The organism is Yokenella regensburgei, assembly GCF_003634235.1.
Lineage (GTDB): Bacteria > Pseudomonadota > Gammaproteobacteria > Enterobacterales > Enterobacteriaceae > Yokenella > Yokenella regensburgei.
The window spans coordinates 2,042,849-2,060,829 of record NZ_RBIZ01000003.1 but is presented as its reverse complement, the minus strand read 5'-3'; the positions used below and the strand labels follow the sequence as shown (position 1 = coordinate 2,060,829).

18 protein-coding genes are annotated in these 17,981 nt (G+C 54.2%); 6 read left to right on the top strand and 12 right to left on the bottom strand.

Annotation, left to right across the window (positions count from 1 at the left end):
- Position 1: 1 nt before the first annotated feature.
- Positions 2 to 1,768 (bottom strand): adenine deaminase, encoded by a 1,767-nt coding sequence (adeD, locus tag C7387_RS10080; RefSeq protein WP_120816600.1) that lies wholly within the window; start codon positions 1,766 to 1,768, stop codon positions 2 to 4.
- Between the two features lie 196 nt (positions 1,769 to 1,964).
- On the opposite strand from adeD, the gene C7387_RS10075 reads away from it, so the two are divergent.
- Positions 1,965 to 3,299: an NCS2 family permease gene (locus C7387_RS10075; RefSeq protein WP_038258789.1), complete on the top strand. Its 1,335-nt coding sequence runs from the start codon at positions 1,965 to 1,967 to the stop codon at positions 3,297 to 3,299.
- A 75-nt stretch (positions 3,300 to 3,374) separates the two neighbouring features.
- Here C7387_RS10075 and ybiJ read toward each other — a convergent pair whose 3' ends face one another.
- From ybiJ to bhsA, 3 genes are all read right to left on the bottom strand, one after another.
- Positions 3,375 to 3,635, bottom strand: coding sequence for a DUF1471 family protein YbiJ (gene ybiJ, locus C7387_RS10070; protein WP_006819145.1), 261 nt, complete (start codon positions 3,633 to 3,635; stop codon positions 3,375 to 3,377).
- 287 nt (positions 3,636 to 3,922) lie between these two features.
- Entirely contained in the window at positions 3,923 to 4,189 is a 267-nt protein-coding gene (locus C7387_RS10065) for a DksA/TraR family C4-type zinc finger protein (RefSeq protein WP_120816599.1), read from the bottom strand.
- A 115-nt stretch (positions 4,190 to 4,304) separates the two neighbouring features.
- On the bottom strand, positions 4,305 to 4,568 hold the full coding sequence (gene bhsA / locus C7387_RS10060; protein WP_006819147.1) for a multiple stress resistance protein BhsA: 264 nt from the start codon (positions 4,566 to 4,568) through the stop codon (positions 4,305 to 4,307).
- A 184-nt stretch (positions 4,569 to 4,752) separates the two neighbouring features.
- Here bhsA and rlmF point away from each other — a divergent pair, with 184 nt between their 5' ends.
- Positions 4,753 to 5,679, top strand: coding sequence for a 23S rRNA (adenine(1618)-N(6))-methyltransferase RlmF (rlmF, locus tag C7387_RS10055; RefSeq protein ID WP_006819148.1), 927 nt, complete (start codon positions 4,753 to 4,755; stop codon positions 5,677 to 5,679).
- Here the strand turns inward: rlmF and ybiO are convergent.
- The 6 genes from ybiO to rhtA form a co-directional block, all read right to left on the bottom strand.
- Entirely contained in the window at positions 5,676 to 7,895 is a 2,220-nt protein-coding gene (gene ybiO / locus C7387_RS10050) for a mechanosensitive channel protein (RefSeq protein WP_006819149.1), read from the bottom strand. The two genes, rlmF and ybiO, sit on opposite strands and share 4 nt — an antisense overlap.
- 108 nt (positions 7,896 to 8,003) lie before the next feature.
- Positions 8,004 to 8,726, bottom strand: a complete 723-nt coding sequence (glnQ, locus tag C7387_RS10045; RefSeq protein WP_006819150.1) for a glutamine ABC transporter ATP-binding protein GlnQ — start codon at positions 8,724 to 8,726, stop codon at positions 8,004 to 8,006.
- Positions 8,723 to 9,382 carry a glutamine ABC transporter permease GlnP gene (gene glnP, locus C7387_RS10040; protein ID WP_006819151.1) on the bottom strand — a complete coding sequence of 220 codons (660 nt, stop codon included), beginning with the start codon at positions 9,380 to 9,382 and terminating at the stop codon, positions 8,723 to 8,725. Before glnP ends, glnQ begins: the two co-directional genes overlap by 4 nt.
- An 83-nt stretch (positions 9,383 to 9,465) precedes the next feature.
- Positions 9,466 to 10,212 carry a glutamine ABC transporter substrate-binding protein GlnH gene (gene glnH / locus C7387_RS10035; protein WP_006819152.1) on the bottom strand — a complete coding sequence of 249 codons (747 nt, stop codon included), beginning with the start codon at positions 10,210 to 10,212 and terminating at the stop codon, positions 9,466 to 9,468.
- A 353-nt stretch (positions 10,213 to 10,565) separates the two neighbouring features.
- Positions 10,566 to 11,069: a DNA starvation/stationary phase protection protein Dps gene (gene dps, locus C7387_RS10030; RefSeq protein WP_038258784.1), complete on the bottom strand. Its 504-nt coding sequence runs from the start codon at positions 11,067 to 11,069 to the stop codon at positions 10,566 to 10,568.
- Between the two features lie 111 nt (positions 11,070 to 11,180).
- Positions 11,181 to 12,068 (bottom strand): threonine/homoserine exporter RhtA, encoded by an 888-nt coding sequence (gene rhtA / locus C7387_RS10025; RefSeq protein ID WP_006819154.1) that lies wholly within the window; start codon positions 12,066 to 12,068, stop codon positions 11,181 to 11,183.
- Between the two features lie 354 nt (positions 12,069 to 12,422).
- Between rhtA and ompX the strand changes: the two genes are divergently transcribed.
- Positions 12,423 to 12,938 (top strand): outer membrane protein OmpX, encoded by a 516-nt coding sequence (gene ompX, locus C7387_RS10020; RefSeq protein WP_006819155.1) that lies wholly within the window; start codon positions 12,423 to 12,425, stop codon positions 12,936 to 12,938.
- 62 nt (positions 12,939 to 13,000) lie between these two features.
- Here the strand turns inward: ompX and C7387_RS10015 are convergent, their stop codons facing one another.
- Both C7387_RS10015 and mntS read right to left on the bottom strand, forming a co-directional pair.
- Positions 13,001 to 14,584 (bottom strand): phosphoethanolamine transferase, encoded by a 1,584-nt coding sequence (locus C7387_RS10015; RefSeq protein WP_120816598.1) that lies wholly within the window; start codon positions 14,582 to 14,584, stop codon positions 13,001 to 13,003.
- A 268-nt stretch (positions 14,585 to 14,852) separates the two neighbouring features.
- Positions 14,853 to 14,978, bottom strand: coding sequence for a manganase accumulation protein MntS (mntS, locus tag C7387_RS10010; protein ID WP_006819157.1), 126 nt, complete (start codon positions 14,976 to 14,978; stop codon positions 14,853 to 14,855).
- Between the two features lie 184 nt (positions 14,979 to 15,162).
- Between mntS and mntR the strand changes: the two genes are divergently transcribed.
- From mntR to C7387_RS09995, 3 genes are all read left to right on the top strand, one after another.
- The gene (mntR, locus tag C7387_RS10005; RefSeq protein WP_006819158.1) at positions 15,163 to 15,636 is read left to right on the top strand and encodes a manganese-binding transcriptional regulator MntR; all 474 of its coding nucleotides are present in this window, start codon (positions 15,163 to 15,165) and stop codon (positions 15,634 to 15,636) included.
- Positions 15,633 to 16,742 carry an anion transporter gene (locus C7387_RS10000; RefSeq protein ID WP_006819159.1) on the top strand — a complete coding sequence of 370 codons (1,110 nt, stop codon included), beginning with the start codon at positions 15,633 to 15,635 and terminating at the stop codon, positions 16,740 to 16,742. Before mntR ends, C7387_RS10000 begins: the two co-directional genes overlap by 4 nt.
- Before the next feature lie 102 nt (positions 16,743 to 16,844).
- The gene (locus C7387_RS09995) at positions 16,845 to 17,888 is read left to right on the top strand and encodes an aldo/keto reductase (RefSeq protein ID WP_120816597.1); all 1,044 of its coding nucleotides are present in this window, start codon (positions 16,845 to 16,847) and stop codon (positions 17,886 to 17,888) included.
- Positions 17,889 to 17,981: the final 93 nt, after the last annotated feature.

Below are 17,981 nucleotides of genomic sequence, written 5' to 3'. Positions count from 1 at the left end.
CTTAGTGGGCGACCTCCAGCGGCGTGAAGGTAAACGTATCAACGTCGAACAGCCCCTTGCTGGTGAGTTTCAGTGAGGGGATCACCGGCAGCGACAGAAACGCCATCTGGATAAAAGGTTCGTTCAGCGGGATACCGCAGCGCCTGCAGGCAGCTTTCAGCGCGTCGATCTCTTGCGCCAGTACGTCTGCGGGCCCGCTGCTCATCAGCCCGGCAATGGGCAGCGGCAGGTGGCTCACGACCTGCTGATGCTGCACCACGCAAAGCCCACCGCCGTCGTGGATCACCTGATTGACGGCGATAGCCATCTCTTTCGTATCACGTCCCATCACCACGATGTTGTGGCTGTCATGGCTTACCGTGGCGGCCAGTGCGCCATTTTCAAGCGAAAAGCCGCTTATCAGCCCGAGTGCTGGCGGGAGTTCATGACCGTAACGGTCAAGTACCGCGAGAAAGCAGATATCCTCGCGATCGAAGCCGGTTTCGGTGCGCTGACAAACACCGGCCCGGGTGATGAGTTCGCCGGGGATTAGCTCCATCACCCTGTAATGCTTTCCGCTGACAAAGGTAAATTTAAAATCCTCGGCCTGTACCGGTTTGCGCCTTACCGTGTTCGCCAGCGGTGGTGTTGTAGCCTGCAGACGCTGGGCTTCTTCCTGTTGCAACAGTCGTTCGTCAACCGGTTTACCCTTCACCCAGACCTGCTGAATTTCTACTGCTTCCACGTCGCTCAGTAACACGATGTCGGCCTGCTTTCCTGGCGCCAGTAGCCCCAGATGCTTAAAGCCGTAATGCCGGGCGGTAGACCAACTGGCCACGCGATAGGCGAGGTGTGGGGCGATATGGTGATGCTGAATCAGACGACGTATTAGCGCATCAATATGCCCTTCATGGGCGATTTCCCACGGGTTTCGGTCGTCGGTGCAGAGCAAGCACTGGGGGCTGCTGAAATCAGTGATAAGCGGCGCGAGGGCATCCAGATTGTGTGCCGCAGAGCCTTCGCGGATCATCAATGCCATGCCGAGGGCGAGCTTTTCCCGTCCTTCAGCCAGCGTGTGTGATTCATGACAGTTTTCAATACCGGCGGCGATATAGGCATTCAGCGCCTTGTCGCTCAGCATCGGGCTGTGGCCGTCGAGAGTCAGGTGACGGAAGGCGTCAAGCTTATCGAGTAGTGCGCTGCTTCCGGCAATGGTTGCCGGAAAATCCATGACTTCACCTATTCCGGCAACCAGCGGATGGTGGCGATAGCGTAACATCTGTTCAAGGGGGAAGTCGGCACCGTTGACGTCGCTCCCGGCCAACGCAGGAACGCACGAGCTTATCTGCACGTATTGATTCTGGTGAGACTGTTCTGCGCAGCGTAGAAACCACGCCAGCCCCGACTCTCCCATCACGTTGACGATTTCGTGGGGGTCGCACACAAGCGTTGTCAGACCGCGAGGCAGGGTGGCGGTTTCGAAGGTAACCGGGGTCATCATGCTCGACTCAATATGCAGATGAGCATCGATGAAGCCCGGCACCGCGACCGCGTGCTGCGCGTCAATTCGCTGACGGGCAGGGGCATCCTCATACGCTTCACCGATACCGGCTATCCAGCGGCCTTTTATCACAATGGGACCGGCAATCTCACCGCCGTTCACCAGATCAAGCAGGGTGACATTCTCAATAATATAATCGGCAACCGCATCACCGCGAGAAACGGCCAGTAATGTCAGTAATTCATCACGGTTTATCGTGTTGGGACATCCATGAATATAATTTTCCATGTCTCAATTCTCATTATGATTTTATCAAATTGATTATTGCTGTGATGAAAATAAATAATTTTCTGGAACAGTTTACGAGTTAATTAAATAAGTGGCTGTGACCTTAATCACTGAAGCCAGGCGTTGTGTCGCGTAAAAAGGAAAATAAATTTCGCCTTTGAAAATAGATACATCACTCGGATCAATGGGTAAGAACATGAATAATGATATTAATTTGCTTTCACAGCAGAATCCTGGCTGGCTGCAGCGTTATTTTAAATTAGCGCATTATGGCACTTCGGTTCGAACGGAAACTATCGCCGGTATCACTACCTTTCTGACGATGGTGTACATCGTATTCGTCAACCCGCAGATCCTCGGGGCGGCGCATATGGACACGCGTGTGGTATTTGTGACGACCTGTCTGATTGCCGGAGTGGGCAGTATCGCGATGGGGCTGATTGCCCGTCTCCCGGTGGCGTTGGCTCCCGCAATGGGGCTTAACGCCTTTTTCGCGTTTGTGGTGGTGGGGGCCATGGGTATCAGCTGGCAAACAGGAATGGGGGCTATTTTCTGGGGCGCCGTGGGGCTTTTTTTATTAACGCTGTTGCGAATTCGCTACTGGATGATTGCGAATATTCCACTCTGCCTGCGTATTGGTATCACCAGCGGAATAGGTTTATTTATCGCGCTGATGGGGCTTAAGAATTCCGGGGTGATTATCGCGAATAAAGATACGCTGGTTGCCATCGGTGATTTAAGTTCGCACAGCGTGGTGCTGGGCGTTGTCGGCTTTTTTATTATTGCGGTGCTCGCCTCACGCCAGTTTCACGCCGCGGTGCTGGTTGCCATTATTATTACCTCCGGCCTTGGGCTTTGGTACGGCGACGTCCATTTCCAGGGCGTCTATTCCGTTCCTCCGGCAATTGGCGGGGTTATTGGTGAAATCGATATCAGAGGCGCACTGTCGCTGGATCTGCTGGGCATTATTTTTTCTTTCATGCTGATTAACTTGTTCGATTCCTCCGGCACCCTGATAGGGGTTACTGATAAAGCCGGATTGATGGATAAGCACGGTAAATTCCCACAAATGCATCGGGCGCTGTATGTCGACAGCGCAAGTTCGATGGCCGGGGCGTTTATCGGTACATCGTCGGTGACCGCCTTTATTGAAAGTACCGCCGGGGTAGCCGTGGGTGGGCGAACCGGGCTAACAGCAGTGGTCACCGGCGGGCTTTTCTTACTGATGATCTTTTTGTCGCCGCTGGCGGAAATGGTGCCAGGCTATGCCACGGCTGGAGCGCTGATTTACGTGGGTGTCCTGATGACCTCAAGCCTGGCGCGGGTCATGTGGGACGATCTCACTGAAGCAGTGCCCGCATTTGTCACCGCGGTGATGATGCCGTTTACGTTTTCAATTACCGAAGGGATTGCGCTGGGATTTATCAGCTACTGCGTAATGAAGCTCTGTACCGGCCGCTGGCGGGATATCAATGCCTGCGTGGTGATCGTGGCGCTCTTGTTTGCGCTGAAGATTGTGCTGGTGGATTAAATAAAAAAGCCCGTCCTGTGGCAGGGACGGGCAAGCAAGGGTAATAACAGTGGGGTCAATCAGAGGGTATACAACTTATTTGTAGATAACCGCAGTACCGCTAACTTTGTTGTTGGAGTTAGCAGAGGTGATGCTGTAACCGGTAGCACCTGCAGCGGCAGCTTTCTCAGCCAGTTTCGCTTCCAGACCATCCAGCGTGCTTGCGCCTTCAGCAGAAACGACACCAATTTTGTTCATGCTCTGAGCCTGAGCCGGGGAAACGGCTTCTGCAGCGAAGGCACCGAAGGACAGAGTGGTGAGGGCGATAGCAGCAACAGCATATTTAATGTTTTTCATAATTTTGTTCTCGCAGGTTGTGTTCTGTTCAGGGGACGATGTCTCGTCGATGTGATGAGTATCACGTTTTTCTGCGAGGGAGAAAATCGAATAGCGTTGACAGTCTTAATCAAATATTTTGAATCTTAAATAATTTACTGATTATTAATAAATTATTTTTCCCGCTGCGGGCGATCGATGGAGAGACAATCTTCCAGGCTCAAAAAGGGCACAGATTGCGACTATTTTTGCCAAAAACCGTGCTTGTAAATCCCCTCATCGATTCTGTCATTTTAGGTAAATTGACGTCAGCGAAGCTGGCTGTCCTTGGAACCTCTGCGATTATATCCCGAAAATGTATGGTTGTGTAAATCTTTCTCCTGCTGGCATTTTACGCACAGGCGTACCCCTGGAATGGCCTCTCTGCGTGCCTCCGGAATGGGTACTTCGCATTCTTCACAAAATTTGAGGCTGTTTCCCTTTGGAATGTCGTTTCTGACGCGGGCGATCGCATCATCGATGGTGCTGTCAATTTGCTGTTGTACGGCATCGTCATTTGCCCAGCCGGAAGCCATGAGCGTTCTCCTGTGGTGAGTGAGTCAGTACGAATTAAATATGTGGTCGAATTCTGCACAATCAAGGAGGGAATGCACCCGCCGGGAGGGTGCATTCTGGTCGGGGGACGAAATGCTATTTATAGATGGTGGCGGTGCCGAACATTTTGTTCTCACCGCTGGCACCGGTTATTACATAGCCTTTGGCACCTTCTGCCTGAGCTTTTGCAGCGAGTTTAGCCTGCAAATCGTCCAGGTTGCTGGCGCCGGTTGCAGAGACCGTCCCGGCAGGACGTAGCTGTCCGGTGTTGGCAGGATCCAGCTCCTGCGGTTTCGCATGGGCAGCGAAGGAGAGCAGGGCGAGAGCACCAGCAGCAATCAACACAACACGACTTTTCATGGTGACAACCTCTCAGTATCGACGGGATGTACTCTAAAAGTGTAGGTGCTCACAAAGAGGGAATTGCCGCAAAAAATGAGTGGAGATCCAGCGTTTTTTTGAACAATCCCCCCTGAGATACCGCTAGTTATTTACCCCGCCGCGGGCAACGGGTATCTTACGCCGCAGAAAACAGGAGAATGCCATGAAAGCCCAGAAGTCGGGACTACACCCGCGAAATCGTCACCAGAACCGTTATGATCTCACCGAGCTGTGCGCGGCCAACCCGGCCCTGCGTCCTTTCCTGACGCTGAACCCGGCCGGTGAACAGACGATTAATTTTGCCGACCCGCAGGCGGTAAAGGCGCTGAACCAGGCGCTGCTGAGCCACTTCTACGGGGTTGCAAGCTGGGATATTCCTGAAGGATTCCTCTGCCCGCCGGTGCCAGGGCGCGCCGACTATGTACACCACCTTGCCGATCTGTTGGCTGAAGCTGCAGGCGAGGTTCCACGTAATGCCAGCGTGCTGGATATTGGCACCGGGGCAAACTGCATCTATCCGCTGATTGGCGCGCATGAGTACGGCTGGCGTTTTACCGGGAGTGAAGTTAACGCCCAGGCGCTCGCCAGTGCGCAGGCGATCGTCAACGGTAATACCGGGTTAAGCCGTCAGATCCGTCTGCGTCGACAGAAATCAGCGGAGGCGATCCTCGTCGGCATTATCCATAAGAATGAACAGTACGACGCGACGATGTGCAATCCACCATTCCACGACTCTGAGGCCGCCGTCCGCCAGGGCAGTGAGCGAAAACGACGTAACCTCGGTCAGGACAAAGACGATGCCGCTAACTTTGGCGGTCAGCAGCAGGAGCTGTGGTGCGAAGGGGGCGAAGTGGCTTTCATCAGCAAAATGATTGCCGAAAGCCAGCAGTTTGGCCGCCAGGTCATGTGGTTCACCTCCCTGGTATCACGTGGCGACAACCTGCCGTTCCTTTACCGCGCCCTGACCGAAGCAGGGGCGGTGAAGGTGGTTAAAAAAGAGATGAGCCAGGGGCAAAAGCAGAGCCGCTTTATTGCCTGGAGTTTCATGAACGACGAGCAGCGTCGTCGCTTCGCCTCTCGCCCACGTTAAATGGTGGGCTCCTGCGGCGGCGGTGGGTTGTGTAAAACGCCCGGAACCGCCGCCGACGGCAGCATCTGATACGTTTGGACCGGCGGGCGGATGCCAGCCAGATCGAAGTGCTTTTTCACCTGAGCGTCGAGCGCATAGCGTACGCTCCACTGTTTCAACGGCAGAGTGGTGAACGATACCCGCAGCGTAAACGCGGTGTTGGTGAGGCCAACCAGCCCCGAAAACGTGGGCTCGCCGATAATCAGTCCACGGATCTCCTCTTGTTCCATCAGCGCCGACACGGCGTCTTTCAGGGCCTGGTTGGCGCTGTCGGTGTCTTCCTGTCGGTCGACATCGTAGTTGGCGACCACTGAGCCGATGCCGCGGACAAAGTTGGCGAAGGTCGTTATCGATGACCACGGGATGATGTGGTAGGCCCCGGTGTCCTGGCGCACGCCGACCGAGCGAATCGACATTTTCTCTACGGTGCCGGTGAGCGGCCCAATGGTCACCAGATCGCCGGTGTTCATCCCGTTCTCAAACTGAATAAATATTCCGGTGATGATGTCCTTCACCAGCGTCTGTGCACCAAACGAAATTGCCAGCCCCAGCGCTCCGGCGCCTGCCAGCAGCGGGGCGATATTTACCCCGATTTCGGAAAGCACAATCATCACGGTAATGGTACTGATGATAACGGCCAGCGCATTACGAAACAGAGTCAGAAGGGTACGCGCCCGGGCGCTGGGCAGGGGGCGTCCGTGTATATCGGACACCAGACGGTTCTCAATCAGGCTGGCGAACGCCGTCCAGGCCACGGCGGAGAAAAAGAGGATCAGCGCGATGCGCAGCAGGATGTCGACGGTCTTCTCACCGGCGCCGTGATGCAACCACTCCCAGAAATCAAACAGTCCCCAGGCGCTGAGCAGGAGCATAATTGCCGCGCACACCAGCAGAATGCGCGCCGCTTTCAACGCCACGGAGAGCCAGCCGTTAAGGCGGTTTTGCAGTTCAGGATAGTTACGCTGGGTTTCTGGCGACAGGGTTATCTGTTTGGCAATCCAGCGCGACAAAATTCCGGATGCAAAGGCGGCAATCCCAATAATGGCGAGGCTGTGCACGGTTGCCCCCATCATAAATTTCAGGCTATTGCCCGGGTCAAAGAGCGAGAAGAAAAACAGCACGATAAAATAGGCGCTGGCGAGCCAGTGCCAGACCAGCGCAAAAGCACGAATAAACAGGCTGAAGAAGGCGAGCGAGCGGTCAGCAAGATGTAGTAACGCCTCGGTGATCCGCTGCTTATTGCGAAAAATGAGCCACAGTGCCCACAGGGTAATGCAGAGCATGATAATCACGTTGGCCAGGGCGCCGACCTTCACGTTTACCTGATTTGAGATGATGGGAACCGCGACCACCAGACCGTAGCCAATCAGACTACTGAGCGCGCTCAGGCGAAGATTCCAGTAACGTGCGGTTTCATTGGTGGCATTAAATGGCCGCAGCTCCGGTACGCGAGGGCAGAAAATCAGCCGCAGAATCGCTTTGAAAAATTCAATGAGCGCGAAGGCGTTGAGAAACAGGCTTTGTTGAAAGGCGATGGTGCTGCTACCGGCGTTGAGATTGTCGCTCAGCATCTGGCCAACAAACAGCGTCAGCGCCAGCAGCAGTAAATCAAACACAAACGCGCCGATGATCATCGCCGGGAGCTGCAGCCAGTTGCTACGGTCACGGTTTTTCTTCCGTGCCCAGAAGCCCATTTTGCGATACAGCGGCAGGGCGGCGAGGCGCAGGAGCCAGTAAAACAAAAAGACCAGCCCGGCGAGCAGCAGAAAATGGGTCAGGGCATTAGTAAACGTTTGTGAGTTAAAGGGCCTGTGCGAGGTGTCAGTGATATTGCGCCATAGCTGAGCAAAACGAGAGGAGAGCAGGTCGCCATAGTGGCGGCTGACATCGGTGACGTTTTCCAGTACCGTTTTCTCTTCTTTGACTTCCGGCGGAACTATCTTCGGCGTCTGCTGCGCCGGTGGCGTGGCGGCGGCCTGGCGGAGCTGACCAATCAACTCTTTACGCGCCGCGTCGTTTTCCAGCACGTCGGCAAGCGCGGCATAGGCAGCTTTCTTTTGCGCCACATCGGGCTCGGCGGCGGCGGGCGCACTGTTGGTGGTCGTCACTCCGGGAATGGAAACCGCCTGAAGTGGTGCGCTGAACAGCGCAACGATGAGCAACAGGATCCACGGCACGAGAGCCTCCCTTCATAATTATCAGCAAAATGATAAGTATAGAAGGTGGGTGGGAGAGGACAGACTTTGAGAGAAATCCCCCTCACCCGAGAGAGAGGGGGGAGTGGCTTAAGAGACGTGCTGCAGGAACTCTTTCAGACGCTGGTTCGGTGGGTTTTTCACCAGCTGCTGCGGGTCGCCATCTTCTGCGATGCGCCCTTTGTCGATGAAGATCAGGCGAGAAGCCACTTTCTCGGCGAAGCCGATTTCGTGGGTGACGATGACCATGGTCATGCCTTCTTCCGCCAGATCCTGCATCACCTTCAGCACTTCATGACGCAGTTCCGGATCGAGTGCCGAAGTGGGTTCATCAAACAGCATCATCTTCGGTTTCACCGCCAGCGCGCGGGCAATCGCCACACGCTGCTGCTGACCGCCGGAAAGCTCGGACGGGTAGTGGTGCGAACGTTCCGCCAGCCCTACTTTCGCCAACAGCTCTTTCGCCTGTTTTTCTGCCACGTCTTTCGGCGTACCACGAACACGAATCGGGCCAAACATGACGTTTTCCAGCGCCGTCAGGTGCGGGAACAGATAGAACTGCTGGAACACCATCCCGGCTTCCTGACGGATCAGACGATCGTCAACTTTCGGATCGTTAACCTTCAGGCCATCGACGATAAGCTCGCCGCTGGTGATTTCTTCCAGTTTGTTGATGCAGCGCAGCAGCGTCGATTTACCCGAGCCGGAAGGCCCGATAATCACCACCACTTCACCCTGGTTTATCTTGAGATCGATATTGTGCAGCACCTGGGTTGGACCAAAGTGCTTGGAAACGTTTTTAAATTCAATCACAGGATTTTCATCCTTCTTTCAAGGGTGCGAAGCACCAGGTTCAGCACCTGGGTGATGATAAGGTAAATAACCCCAACCGCGGTCCAGATTTCCAGCGCGCGGAAGTTACCGGCGATGATCTCCTGGCCGCTACGGGTCAGCTCTGCTGCACCGATAACAATGAACAGCGAGGTATCTTTGATACTGATGATGAGCTGGTTACCCAGAGACGGCAGCATACGGCGCAGCGCCAGCGGCATTATCACGTGGCGAATGGTTTCGCGACGAGATAAACCCAGCGCCAGGCCCGCTTCGCTGAACCCTTTATGGATCGACAGCACGGCACCACGGGTGATTTCCGCAATGTAGGCACCGGAGTTGATCATGATGGTGATGACCGCCGCGGTGAAGGTATCAATGCGGATGTCCGGGAAGGCCATCGGCAGGGCGAAGTAGATATACATCACCTGCACAACGATAGGCGTACCGCGGATCACTTCGATGAAAACCAGGGAAACGTGGTTGGCTATCCAGCCGCCGTAAGTACGGGCTAAACCAGCCACCAGGCCAATAATGAGACCGCCAATCAGACCGAGGACGGAGATCCACAGGGTCATTTTGGCGCCTTCCAGCAGCAGCGGGATCGCTGGCCAGATGACACTCCAGTCAAACTGCATAGTGTGTTGTTCCTGTTACAGTTACCGTGAAATAAAACAGGGGGGCGAAAGGCGCCCCCGAGATGACTGCCTGTACGATGTTATTATTTAGGTTCAGTACCGAACCATTTTTTATAGATTTCGTTATAGGTGCCGTTCTCACGCAGTGTTTTCAGCGCGCCGTTCACTTTGGTACGCAGGTCGTCGCTGCCTTTCGGGAAGGCAATGCCGTACTGCTGTGCTTCCAGAGAATCACCTACCGCTTTGAACTGACCGTTGCCGGCTGTTTTGATGAAGTAGAGGATGTTTGGCGTGTCATGCAGTACCGCATCAGCGCGGTTGGTGCCCAGTTCCATGTAGGCGTTATCGATGTTCGGGAACTGACGCAGGTCTTTTGTTTTGATGTTGGCTTTTGCGTAATCAACGGAGCCGGTACCGCTCTTCACCGCCAGCACTTTACCGTCGAGGTCTTTCACGCTCTTGATGTCGTTGTTGTTGGCTTTCACCATCACCAGCAGACCGCTCTTGTAGTAGCCGTCGGAGAACTCGACCGCTTTTTTGCGTTCTTCAGTGATAGTAATACCCGCCAGCGCCAGGTCGACGTTTTTGGTTTGCAGCGCCGGGATGATGCCGCTGAAGTCCATTGGCTTCAGGGTGTAGTCCAGCTTCAGCTCTTTGGCGATAGCGGCCCACAGATCCACGTCGAAGCCGACGTATTTGTCGCCTTGTTTGAATTCAAACGGAACGAACGCAGTGTCTGTTGCGACAATCAGTTGTTTTTCTGCGGCCTGAGAGGACATCGCAAAAGCCAGGGTCAGTGCAGCCAGTGAAACTTTCAATACAGACTTCATAGCATTTCCTTTTATATCCACGGGGCGATCCCCGGCGAGAACGTATTACTCTATGAAAAAATCGTGCCAGTTTTACAACTCCTTGTTTTATAACAACTGGAGCGGTAAGCGTTGCACAAAAACGATCAGATTCACCCGGATGTGCACCGTTTTGGGGCGTGATTTTGGTGCATGACGGGAAAGCGAATCGTGACGATGTTTTTTAACGCAAAGTACGGTGATAAAACAATCTTCTGTTAACGATTGTGTGAAGTGATTATTACAATTCTTTTACTTTGCAGCGAAATGAAGGGAAGTGACGCACCGTTAATGTGCAAAACCCTCCACGAAGTGGAGGGTTTGAGGGGGAGCGATTATTCGATGTTGGCTTCGATGAACCACAGGAATTTATCGAGATCGCGGGAAGCAGCAGTAAAGATATCGGCGGTATCTTCATCTTTCGCTTCGGTTATCGCATTGCGCACATCGTTAGCCACAATGGCATAACGTTCTGCCAGCGCTTTCAGGTGATCCTGAACGTTGTGAATATCGAGCGGGTAACTTTGCAGTGGCGTTTTACTGCTGATGACCTGGCTGGTTCCCAGTGCCACCCCACCGAGCTGCACGGCACGTTCTGCCATGGTATCCAGGTGGTCGGTCAGGGCTGTGCGGAAACCGTCCAGCATTTCATGAACGGCAATAAAGTTGGCACCGCGCATATTCCAGTGAGCCTGTTTGGTGATGAGCGACAGGTCAATGAACTGGATAACCTGACGATTCAACAGCTCTACCGTCGCTTTTTTAACGCTATCCGCTACGTCGTTACGGGTATAAAGCAGAGTCGATGTTTTAGTTTTGACCAGTTTAGCGGTACTCATAATTTCATCCTCTTGATGTGAATTGTCCCGATTAAATGCCGAAAACAAGTATAGCACCCCAGTCTGAACGTTCAGGCTGGATGTGCCTATCGGTCTAATCACCCCCGCCAACTAACTGATATCGACCTCTTTAATCTGCGTTTCTCGACGTGCCGTCAGCGTCGAGCCCATTGACGCCGCAATGATGGCGAGCAGCGCCAGCCACTGGCTGCTGTTCAGCGTTTCATTCAGGAAAATCATTCCGGATACCGCCGCCAGCGCAGGCTCCATGCTCATCAACGTGCCGAAGGTGCGCGTTGGCAGACGGGTCAGGGCAATCATCTCTAACGAGTAAGGAAGTGCGGTTGAGAGCACCGCCACCGCGAGGCCCAGCGGCAAAATAGACCAGTGCCAGATGGCATCACCGGTTTGCATGATGCCAATAGGGACAAAGACGATAGCAGCAATCAGCGAGCCCATAGCAACCGTAGCCGGACCGTGCTCCTCTCCGGCGCGCTGGCCGGTGAGAATGTACACCGCCCAGCCTGCGCCCGCGCCAAGCGCCAGCGCGGCACCGGTTAAATCAATATGTCCAACGTTCTCACCGAGCGGCAGCAGGAACCACAGTCCGAGCACCGCCAGCACGACCCATATGAAGTCCACCGCCCGCCGGGAGGAAAACAACGCGACGGCCAGCGGCCCGGTAAACTCCAGCGCCACGGCAATCCCCAGCGGGATCCGCTGAATGGATAAATAAAAGAGGTAGTTCATGGTGCCGAGCGACAGACCGTACAGCAGCAGCGGCAGGCGCTGTGACTTCTCAAAGCGCAGCCGCCAGGGTTTAAAAATAACCACCAGAATGAGCGTACCCAGTGCCAGACGCAGGGCGGTGACGCCCGGTGCGCCAACAAGGGGGAAGAGCGATTTTGCCAGCGACGCGCCGCTTTGTATGGAACACATGGCGATGATGATAACCAGTATGGGAAACCAGACTGGTGCTTTGCGGGACGAGCCAGGCATCCGTTCTCCTGTCAGCTTTTGTCAAAGGAAGTAAAACTGCCAGTGTAAATGAATAACGGCAGGGCGGTTTAACAATTGTTGAAAAATATAGAGCCGGAAATCCGTACAATTTTGGCCCCCGTGTGGACTTTTGTGCTACGGTTTTAGGAATTTTCTGGATGAAGGGTGCGTGATCAGCGCCGCATAATGGCGTATTCTTCGGCAAAATCGCTGTTTTTTGAAAGGGATAGTCAGTAGTGGAAACGTTTAGTTACATGAAATGACCCCTTTGACAGCGCAAAGTGGAAAGAGTTTCTTAACAATTTTTGTTATATTTAAAACTTAGGATTTACTTGAAGCACATTTGAGGTGGTTATGAAAAAAATTGCATGTCTTTCAGCACTGGCCGTAGTTATGGCTTTCTCCGCAGGTTCTGCTGTTGCAGGTACTTCTACCGTTACTGGTGGTTACGCTCAGAGCGATATGCAGGGCGTTGCTAACAAAGCTGGCGGTTTCAACCTGAAATACCGTTACGAGTTCGACGACAGCAACCCGCTGGGTGTTATCGGTTCCTTTACTTACACTGAAAAAAATCGTACCGAAGACGGCGTGTATAACAAAGGCCAGTACTACGGTATCACTGCCGGTCCGGCTTACCGTATCAACGATTGGGCTAGCATCTACGGCGTAATCGGTCTGGGCTACGGTAAATTCCAGGCAACTGATTTCCCGAACAGCAAATCTGACACCAGCGACTACGGTTTCTCCTACGGTGCTGGTCTGCAGTTCAACCCGATCGAAAACGTTGCACTGGACTTCTCCTACGAGCAGTCTCGTATTCGTAACGTTGACGTTGGCACCTGGATCGCAGGCGTTGGTTACCGTTTCTAATCACTTCGGTGATAATAAAAAATCCGCCCTTGAGGCGGATTTTTTTTGGCTGCGATTCGGGGTTATCGACTGTTGGTGGTGAAGATGTCGGTGCCGAGGTGGTTGTAATCCACTTTCTGCAGCTTGAAGTTGGTGATGTAAACCGGTGGGGCCTTCTTGTTCGAGATGAAGGGATAGCCGCTAGTAATTTCTTGCGTTTTGATCCCGGTCCACTGTGAGAAGAAGCTCAGGAAGTCGTTGGCTGAACGGCGTGCTTTGATAATGCGATGTGCTTTATCGTCGCTTGAGAGCACCATAAACGGGACCTGGAAGTTCTGCTGGAACTGGTCGTCGTGAGCCAGATACTGCACCTCTTTGCCGCGTTCCTTAAACGCCAGTCCGTGATCGGAGAAATAGACCAGCGAGAAGCTGTCGCCCGAGTTGCGCAGTTGATCGTAAAGCTTCGCCAGCAGGTCGTCGGTTTGCGTCATGGTGTAGAGATAGCAGGAGGTCTCTTTCGACTGGACGAACTCGGCGTATTTCCCCTGAGTACGGTCGCAGGCCTGCGGATGAGAGCCCATCAGGTGCAATACGATCATCTGCGGCTGAGTACGCTGGGTAGAGAGCACCTGCGAAGTCATCTTTAACAGGGCGTCATCACGGGTATTTTTATCCGCTTCAAAATCACCGCTTTTCAGGAAATGCACTTCGTCAGCGCGTTTAGCGATACTGGCGATGGCGGTATCATATTCACCAATCTGCCCCTGGTTTGAGAACCACCAGGTCTGGAAGCCCGCGCGGTTGGCAAGCGTCACGAAGTTATCCTGATACTGCGGTTTGCCATCGACAACGCGGTTGAGCGTCAGGCCGAGCGATTTTTGCGTCGAGCCGCTGGCGGCGATGTAGTCGGTAAACAGATAGCCATTCACCGAACTGGCAAACGGGGTGTTGTCCCAGTGACCACCGAACGCACCCATGGCGTCACGGCGCGCACTCTCGCCGATAACTACTACGTAGGTATGGTATTTCGGCTTCACGGCAGTAATGGTCCAGGTGTCTTTCATACCGGAAAGCTGCGCCATTCGCGCCTGCTCATCCAGCACTTCGTTATTATTCACCACCACATCTTTCACGAAGCGAAACGCCGGGTAACCAGAATCGATAAGCTTAAACACGCCACCCCAGGCAAGATTTTGCACCGGCTGGACAAAAAAGGTTCCAACGCTGAACAGCAGCGCCAGCGTCTGTAACTTTCCCCACGGCTGCGGTTCGCCAATTTTGCGACGCACGGCAATGACGCCCATGACAAAAATAAACACGCCAACAAAATAGCTGTACCACGGGAAAATCGTCAGAATTTCCGTCGACTCCTCCATATTGGTGGAGTGCAGCGCCAGCAGGGTGTTGAAATTAGGCGCGCCGTAGGCCTGAGCAAACGGGAAATATAAGGCACCGAGCAATGAATAAATACCAATCACCCCCTTCTGCACGCGAGGGAAGCTGCGCCACAGTAGCTGCAGCACGCAGGTAAAGGCGAGGGTATACAGCACGCTGAACGGATAGCCCAGCGCAAGGTTAATCAGCAGAGATTGTAAAATGTAGAATCCCGTCCACGGGCATAATTTTACGCCGCGGGCCGCAAGTGAGTCTTTCAGGGTTAAATTCATAGGTCGCTATCATAAAAACGCCATGTGCTTCCCCTGGCGTCAAGGGTTCAAACCTGCCGTGACAGCGCGAAAAAAAAGGTGAGAAGTTCGCAAGTGGTGCAGGATGGCACGAAGATAGAGCCTGTGAATGTGAAGGTCAACTACTCATAACGAATTGTTTTGCGAGAAAGATTACAAATCCGGAAAAAAGGCGCGGATATTGGGCGCAACAGCGCAGTGTGGCAGGGTTTTGTGACAATAAAATGAAGCGGCGTACCGCGACGCCGCGTTAGTGGGAAGGTTTGTCCTGCTGCGGTTTGTTGTTGAAGTAGTCGCACAACATGTTCAGCAGCATCAGCCGGACTTTAAAGGGAGAATGAGTAAACACGCTTAAGCACCTCTTCATTTCGTTCATGATTGCCTCCTGTCATTTCTGGTCCTTCACTCCCTGAAGGATGTTCGTGTTGTATACAGATATAGCACAGGCTATATCTTATAGCTATGGCTAAGACGTTAATTTTTTGTGCTCAGAGCACGATCCTATACAATGGTCGTCCTTTATAGGGTGCGAGGCCGCGCCACACTGATGAGGAAGCACGATGAGCCGTCGCGAAGGTAAGCCAATAACAAAAAAAGTGACGCAGTTGGTTAATGTTGAAGAGCATGTTGAAGGCTTTCGTCAGGTGCGTGAAGCGCATCGTCGCGAGCTGATTGATGATTACGTTGAGTTGATCTCTGACCTCATCCATGAATCCGGAGAAGCACGCCAGGTCGATATGGCGGCGCGTCTTGGGGTTTCCCAGCCGACGGTTGCTAAAATGCTCAAGCGTCTGGCCGGTGTTGGCCTGATTGAACAGATCCCGTGGCGCGGCGTATTCCTGACCCCGGAAGGGGAGAAGCTGGCGCAGGCCAGCCGTGAACGCCACCAGATAGTTGAAACTTTCCTGCTGACCATCGGCGTCAGCCCGGAAAATGCCCGCCGCGATGCGGAAGGGGTAGAGCACCACGTCTGCGAGGAAACGCTGGAAGTGTTCCGTCGCTACAACGAAAAACACGGGCATAACGCTGAATGAGTCTGCCGATTTTGCGCGCCCTGGCGCGCGATCGCTTTCTGCACCTGCTGATTATCATTGGCGTCCTGCTGAGTTTTCTGGTTCCCTTCGCCCCTTCTCGCTGGCCGGCCGCCATCGACTGGCACACCATTATCACCCTGAGCGGGTTAATGCTGCTCACCAAAGGCGTTGAACAAAGCGGCTATTTTGATGTACTGGGCCGCAGAATGGCCCGCCGATTTGTCACCGAACGCCAGCTGGCGATATTTATGCTGCTGGCCGCCGCGCTGCTGTCGACCTTTCTGACCAATGATGTAGCGCTGTTTATCGTGGTGCCGCTGACCATCACGCTAAAGAAGTGGTGCGCGCTGCCGGTCAATCGGATCATCATTTTCGAAGCGCTGGCGGTGAACGCTGGCTCGCTGCTGACGCCCATTGGCAACCCGCAAAACATCCTGCTGTGGGGGCGTTCCGGACTCTCTTTTACTGCGTTTATCGGCCAGATGCTGCCGTTAGCGCTGGCGATGATGCTGACGTTGCTGGTGCTGTGCTGGTTCTGTTTCCCGGCGAAAGCGCTGCGTTTTCAGAGCAGTGACCGCACGCCGGAGTGGTCGCCGCGGCTGGTGTGGAGCTGTCTGGGTTTGTACGTGGTGTTCCTCGTTGCCCTGGAGATGAAGCAGGAGCTGTGGGGGCTGGCGCTGATTGCCGCCGGGTTCCTTCTGTTGGCGCGTCGGGTGATTTTTAGCGTCGACTGGACGCTGCTGCTGGTATTCATCGCCATGTTTATCGACGTACACCTGCTGATCCAACTGCCGATATTGCAGCAGAGCCTGCACGGCGTAAGCCAGCTTTCGGAGGGCGGGCTGTGGCTCACGGCCATCGGCCTGTCGCAGTTTATCAGCAACGTTCCGGCGACCATTCTGCTTCTCAATACGGTGCCGCCTTCGGCGCTGCTTGCCTGGGCGGTGAACGTCGGTGGTTTTGGGCTATTGCCCGGCTCGCTGGCGAACCTGATTGCGCTTCGCATGGCCAACGATCGCCGCATCTGGTGGCGCTTTCACCTCTATTCTGTCCCGCTGCTGTTCTGGGCGGCGCTGGTCGGCTACGCGCTCTTTCAACTGAGATAAAGAGGATCAGGCAAGAAACGGGCAGAATTACCACATTCGCAAACCGGCTGTACTGGCTATAACTATAGGGCACTCACGATGAGCCATCTCGAGGAGATCCCTATGCGATACCAGAAATTAGGCAATACCGGTTTGTTCGTTTCTGAACTGTGCCTTGGCACCATGACCTTCGGCGGTGAAGAGGGGATGTGGGGGAAAATTGGTCAGCTGCGCCAGACGGAGGCTGAACAGTTGGTCGGCAGCGCGCTGGATGCCGGCATTAACTTCATTGATACCGCCAACGTCTATTCTGAAGGACGCTCAGAAGAGATTACCGGCCAGGCGCTGAAAAACCTGCGTGTGCCGCGCGAAAACGTCGTTGTCGCCACCAAAGTGTTTGGTGAAACCGGCACCGCCGGGGTGAATTCCCGCGGCAGCTCCCGCTATCACATCATGAACAGCGTCAAAGAAAGTCTGCGACGTCTGCAGCTGGATCATATCGATCTGTACCAATTGCACGGTTTTGACCCAGCAACGCCGATGGAAGAGACGCTGTACGCGCTGGATAATCTGGTTCAGCACGGCCATGTTCGCTACGTCGGCGTTTCTAACTGGGCGGCGTGGCAAATCATGAAAGCGCTGGGCATTTCTGACCGCCTGGGGCTGGCACGCTTTGTTTCGCTGCAGGCGTACTACACCATTGCCGGGCGCGACCTGGAGCGCGAACTGGTGCCGATGATGCAGAGCGAAGGCGTTGGGCTGATGGTCTGGAGCCCTCTGGCAGGCGGCCTGCTGAGCGGCAAGTACGATCGTAACGGCCAGAGCGGTGAGGCCGGAAGCCGTCGTCAGGAATTCGATTTCCCACCGGTGAATAAGGACCGGGCTTTCGACTGTATCGACGTCATGCGGCGAATCGCCGAACACAAAGGGGTTTCTGTGGCGCAGATTGCGCTGGCCTGGCTGCTGCATCAGCCGGCGGTCAGCAGCGTCATCGTTGGGGCGAAACGTCCGGATCAGCTGCAGGATAATATCGCCGCAACGGCTATTCGTCTCACTGAGGATGAACTGAAGCAGCTGGATACGGTTAGCGCTCTGCCGAACGAGTATCCGGGCTGGATGCTGGAGCGTCAGGGTGGCTATCGCCGCGAACAGCTCGCACAGCAGTAACCTTCCATCCTGCCGGGTGTGGCTAACGCCTCACCCGGCCCACCCATTTTTCAACCGCGCTCACAAAAAACGATCCCGATCTTTGCTGTTTTT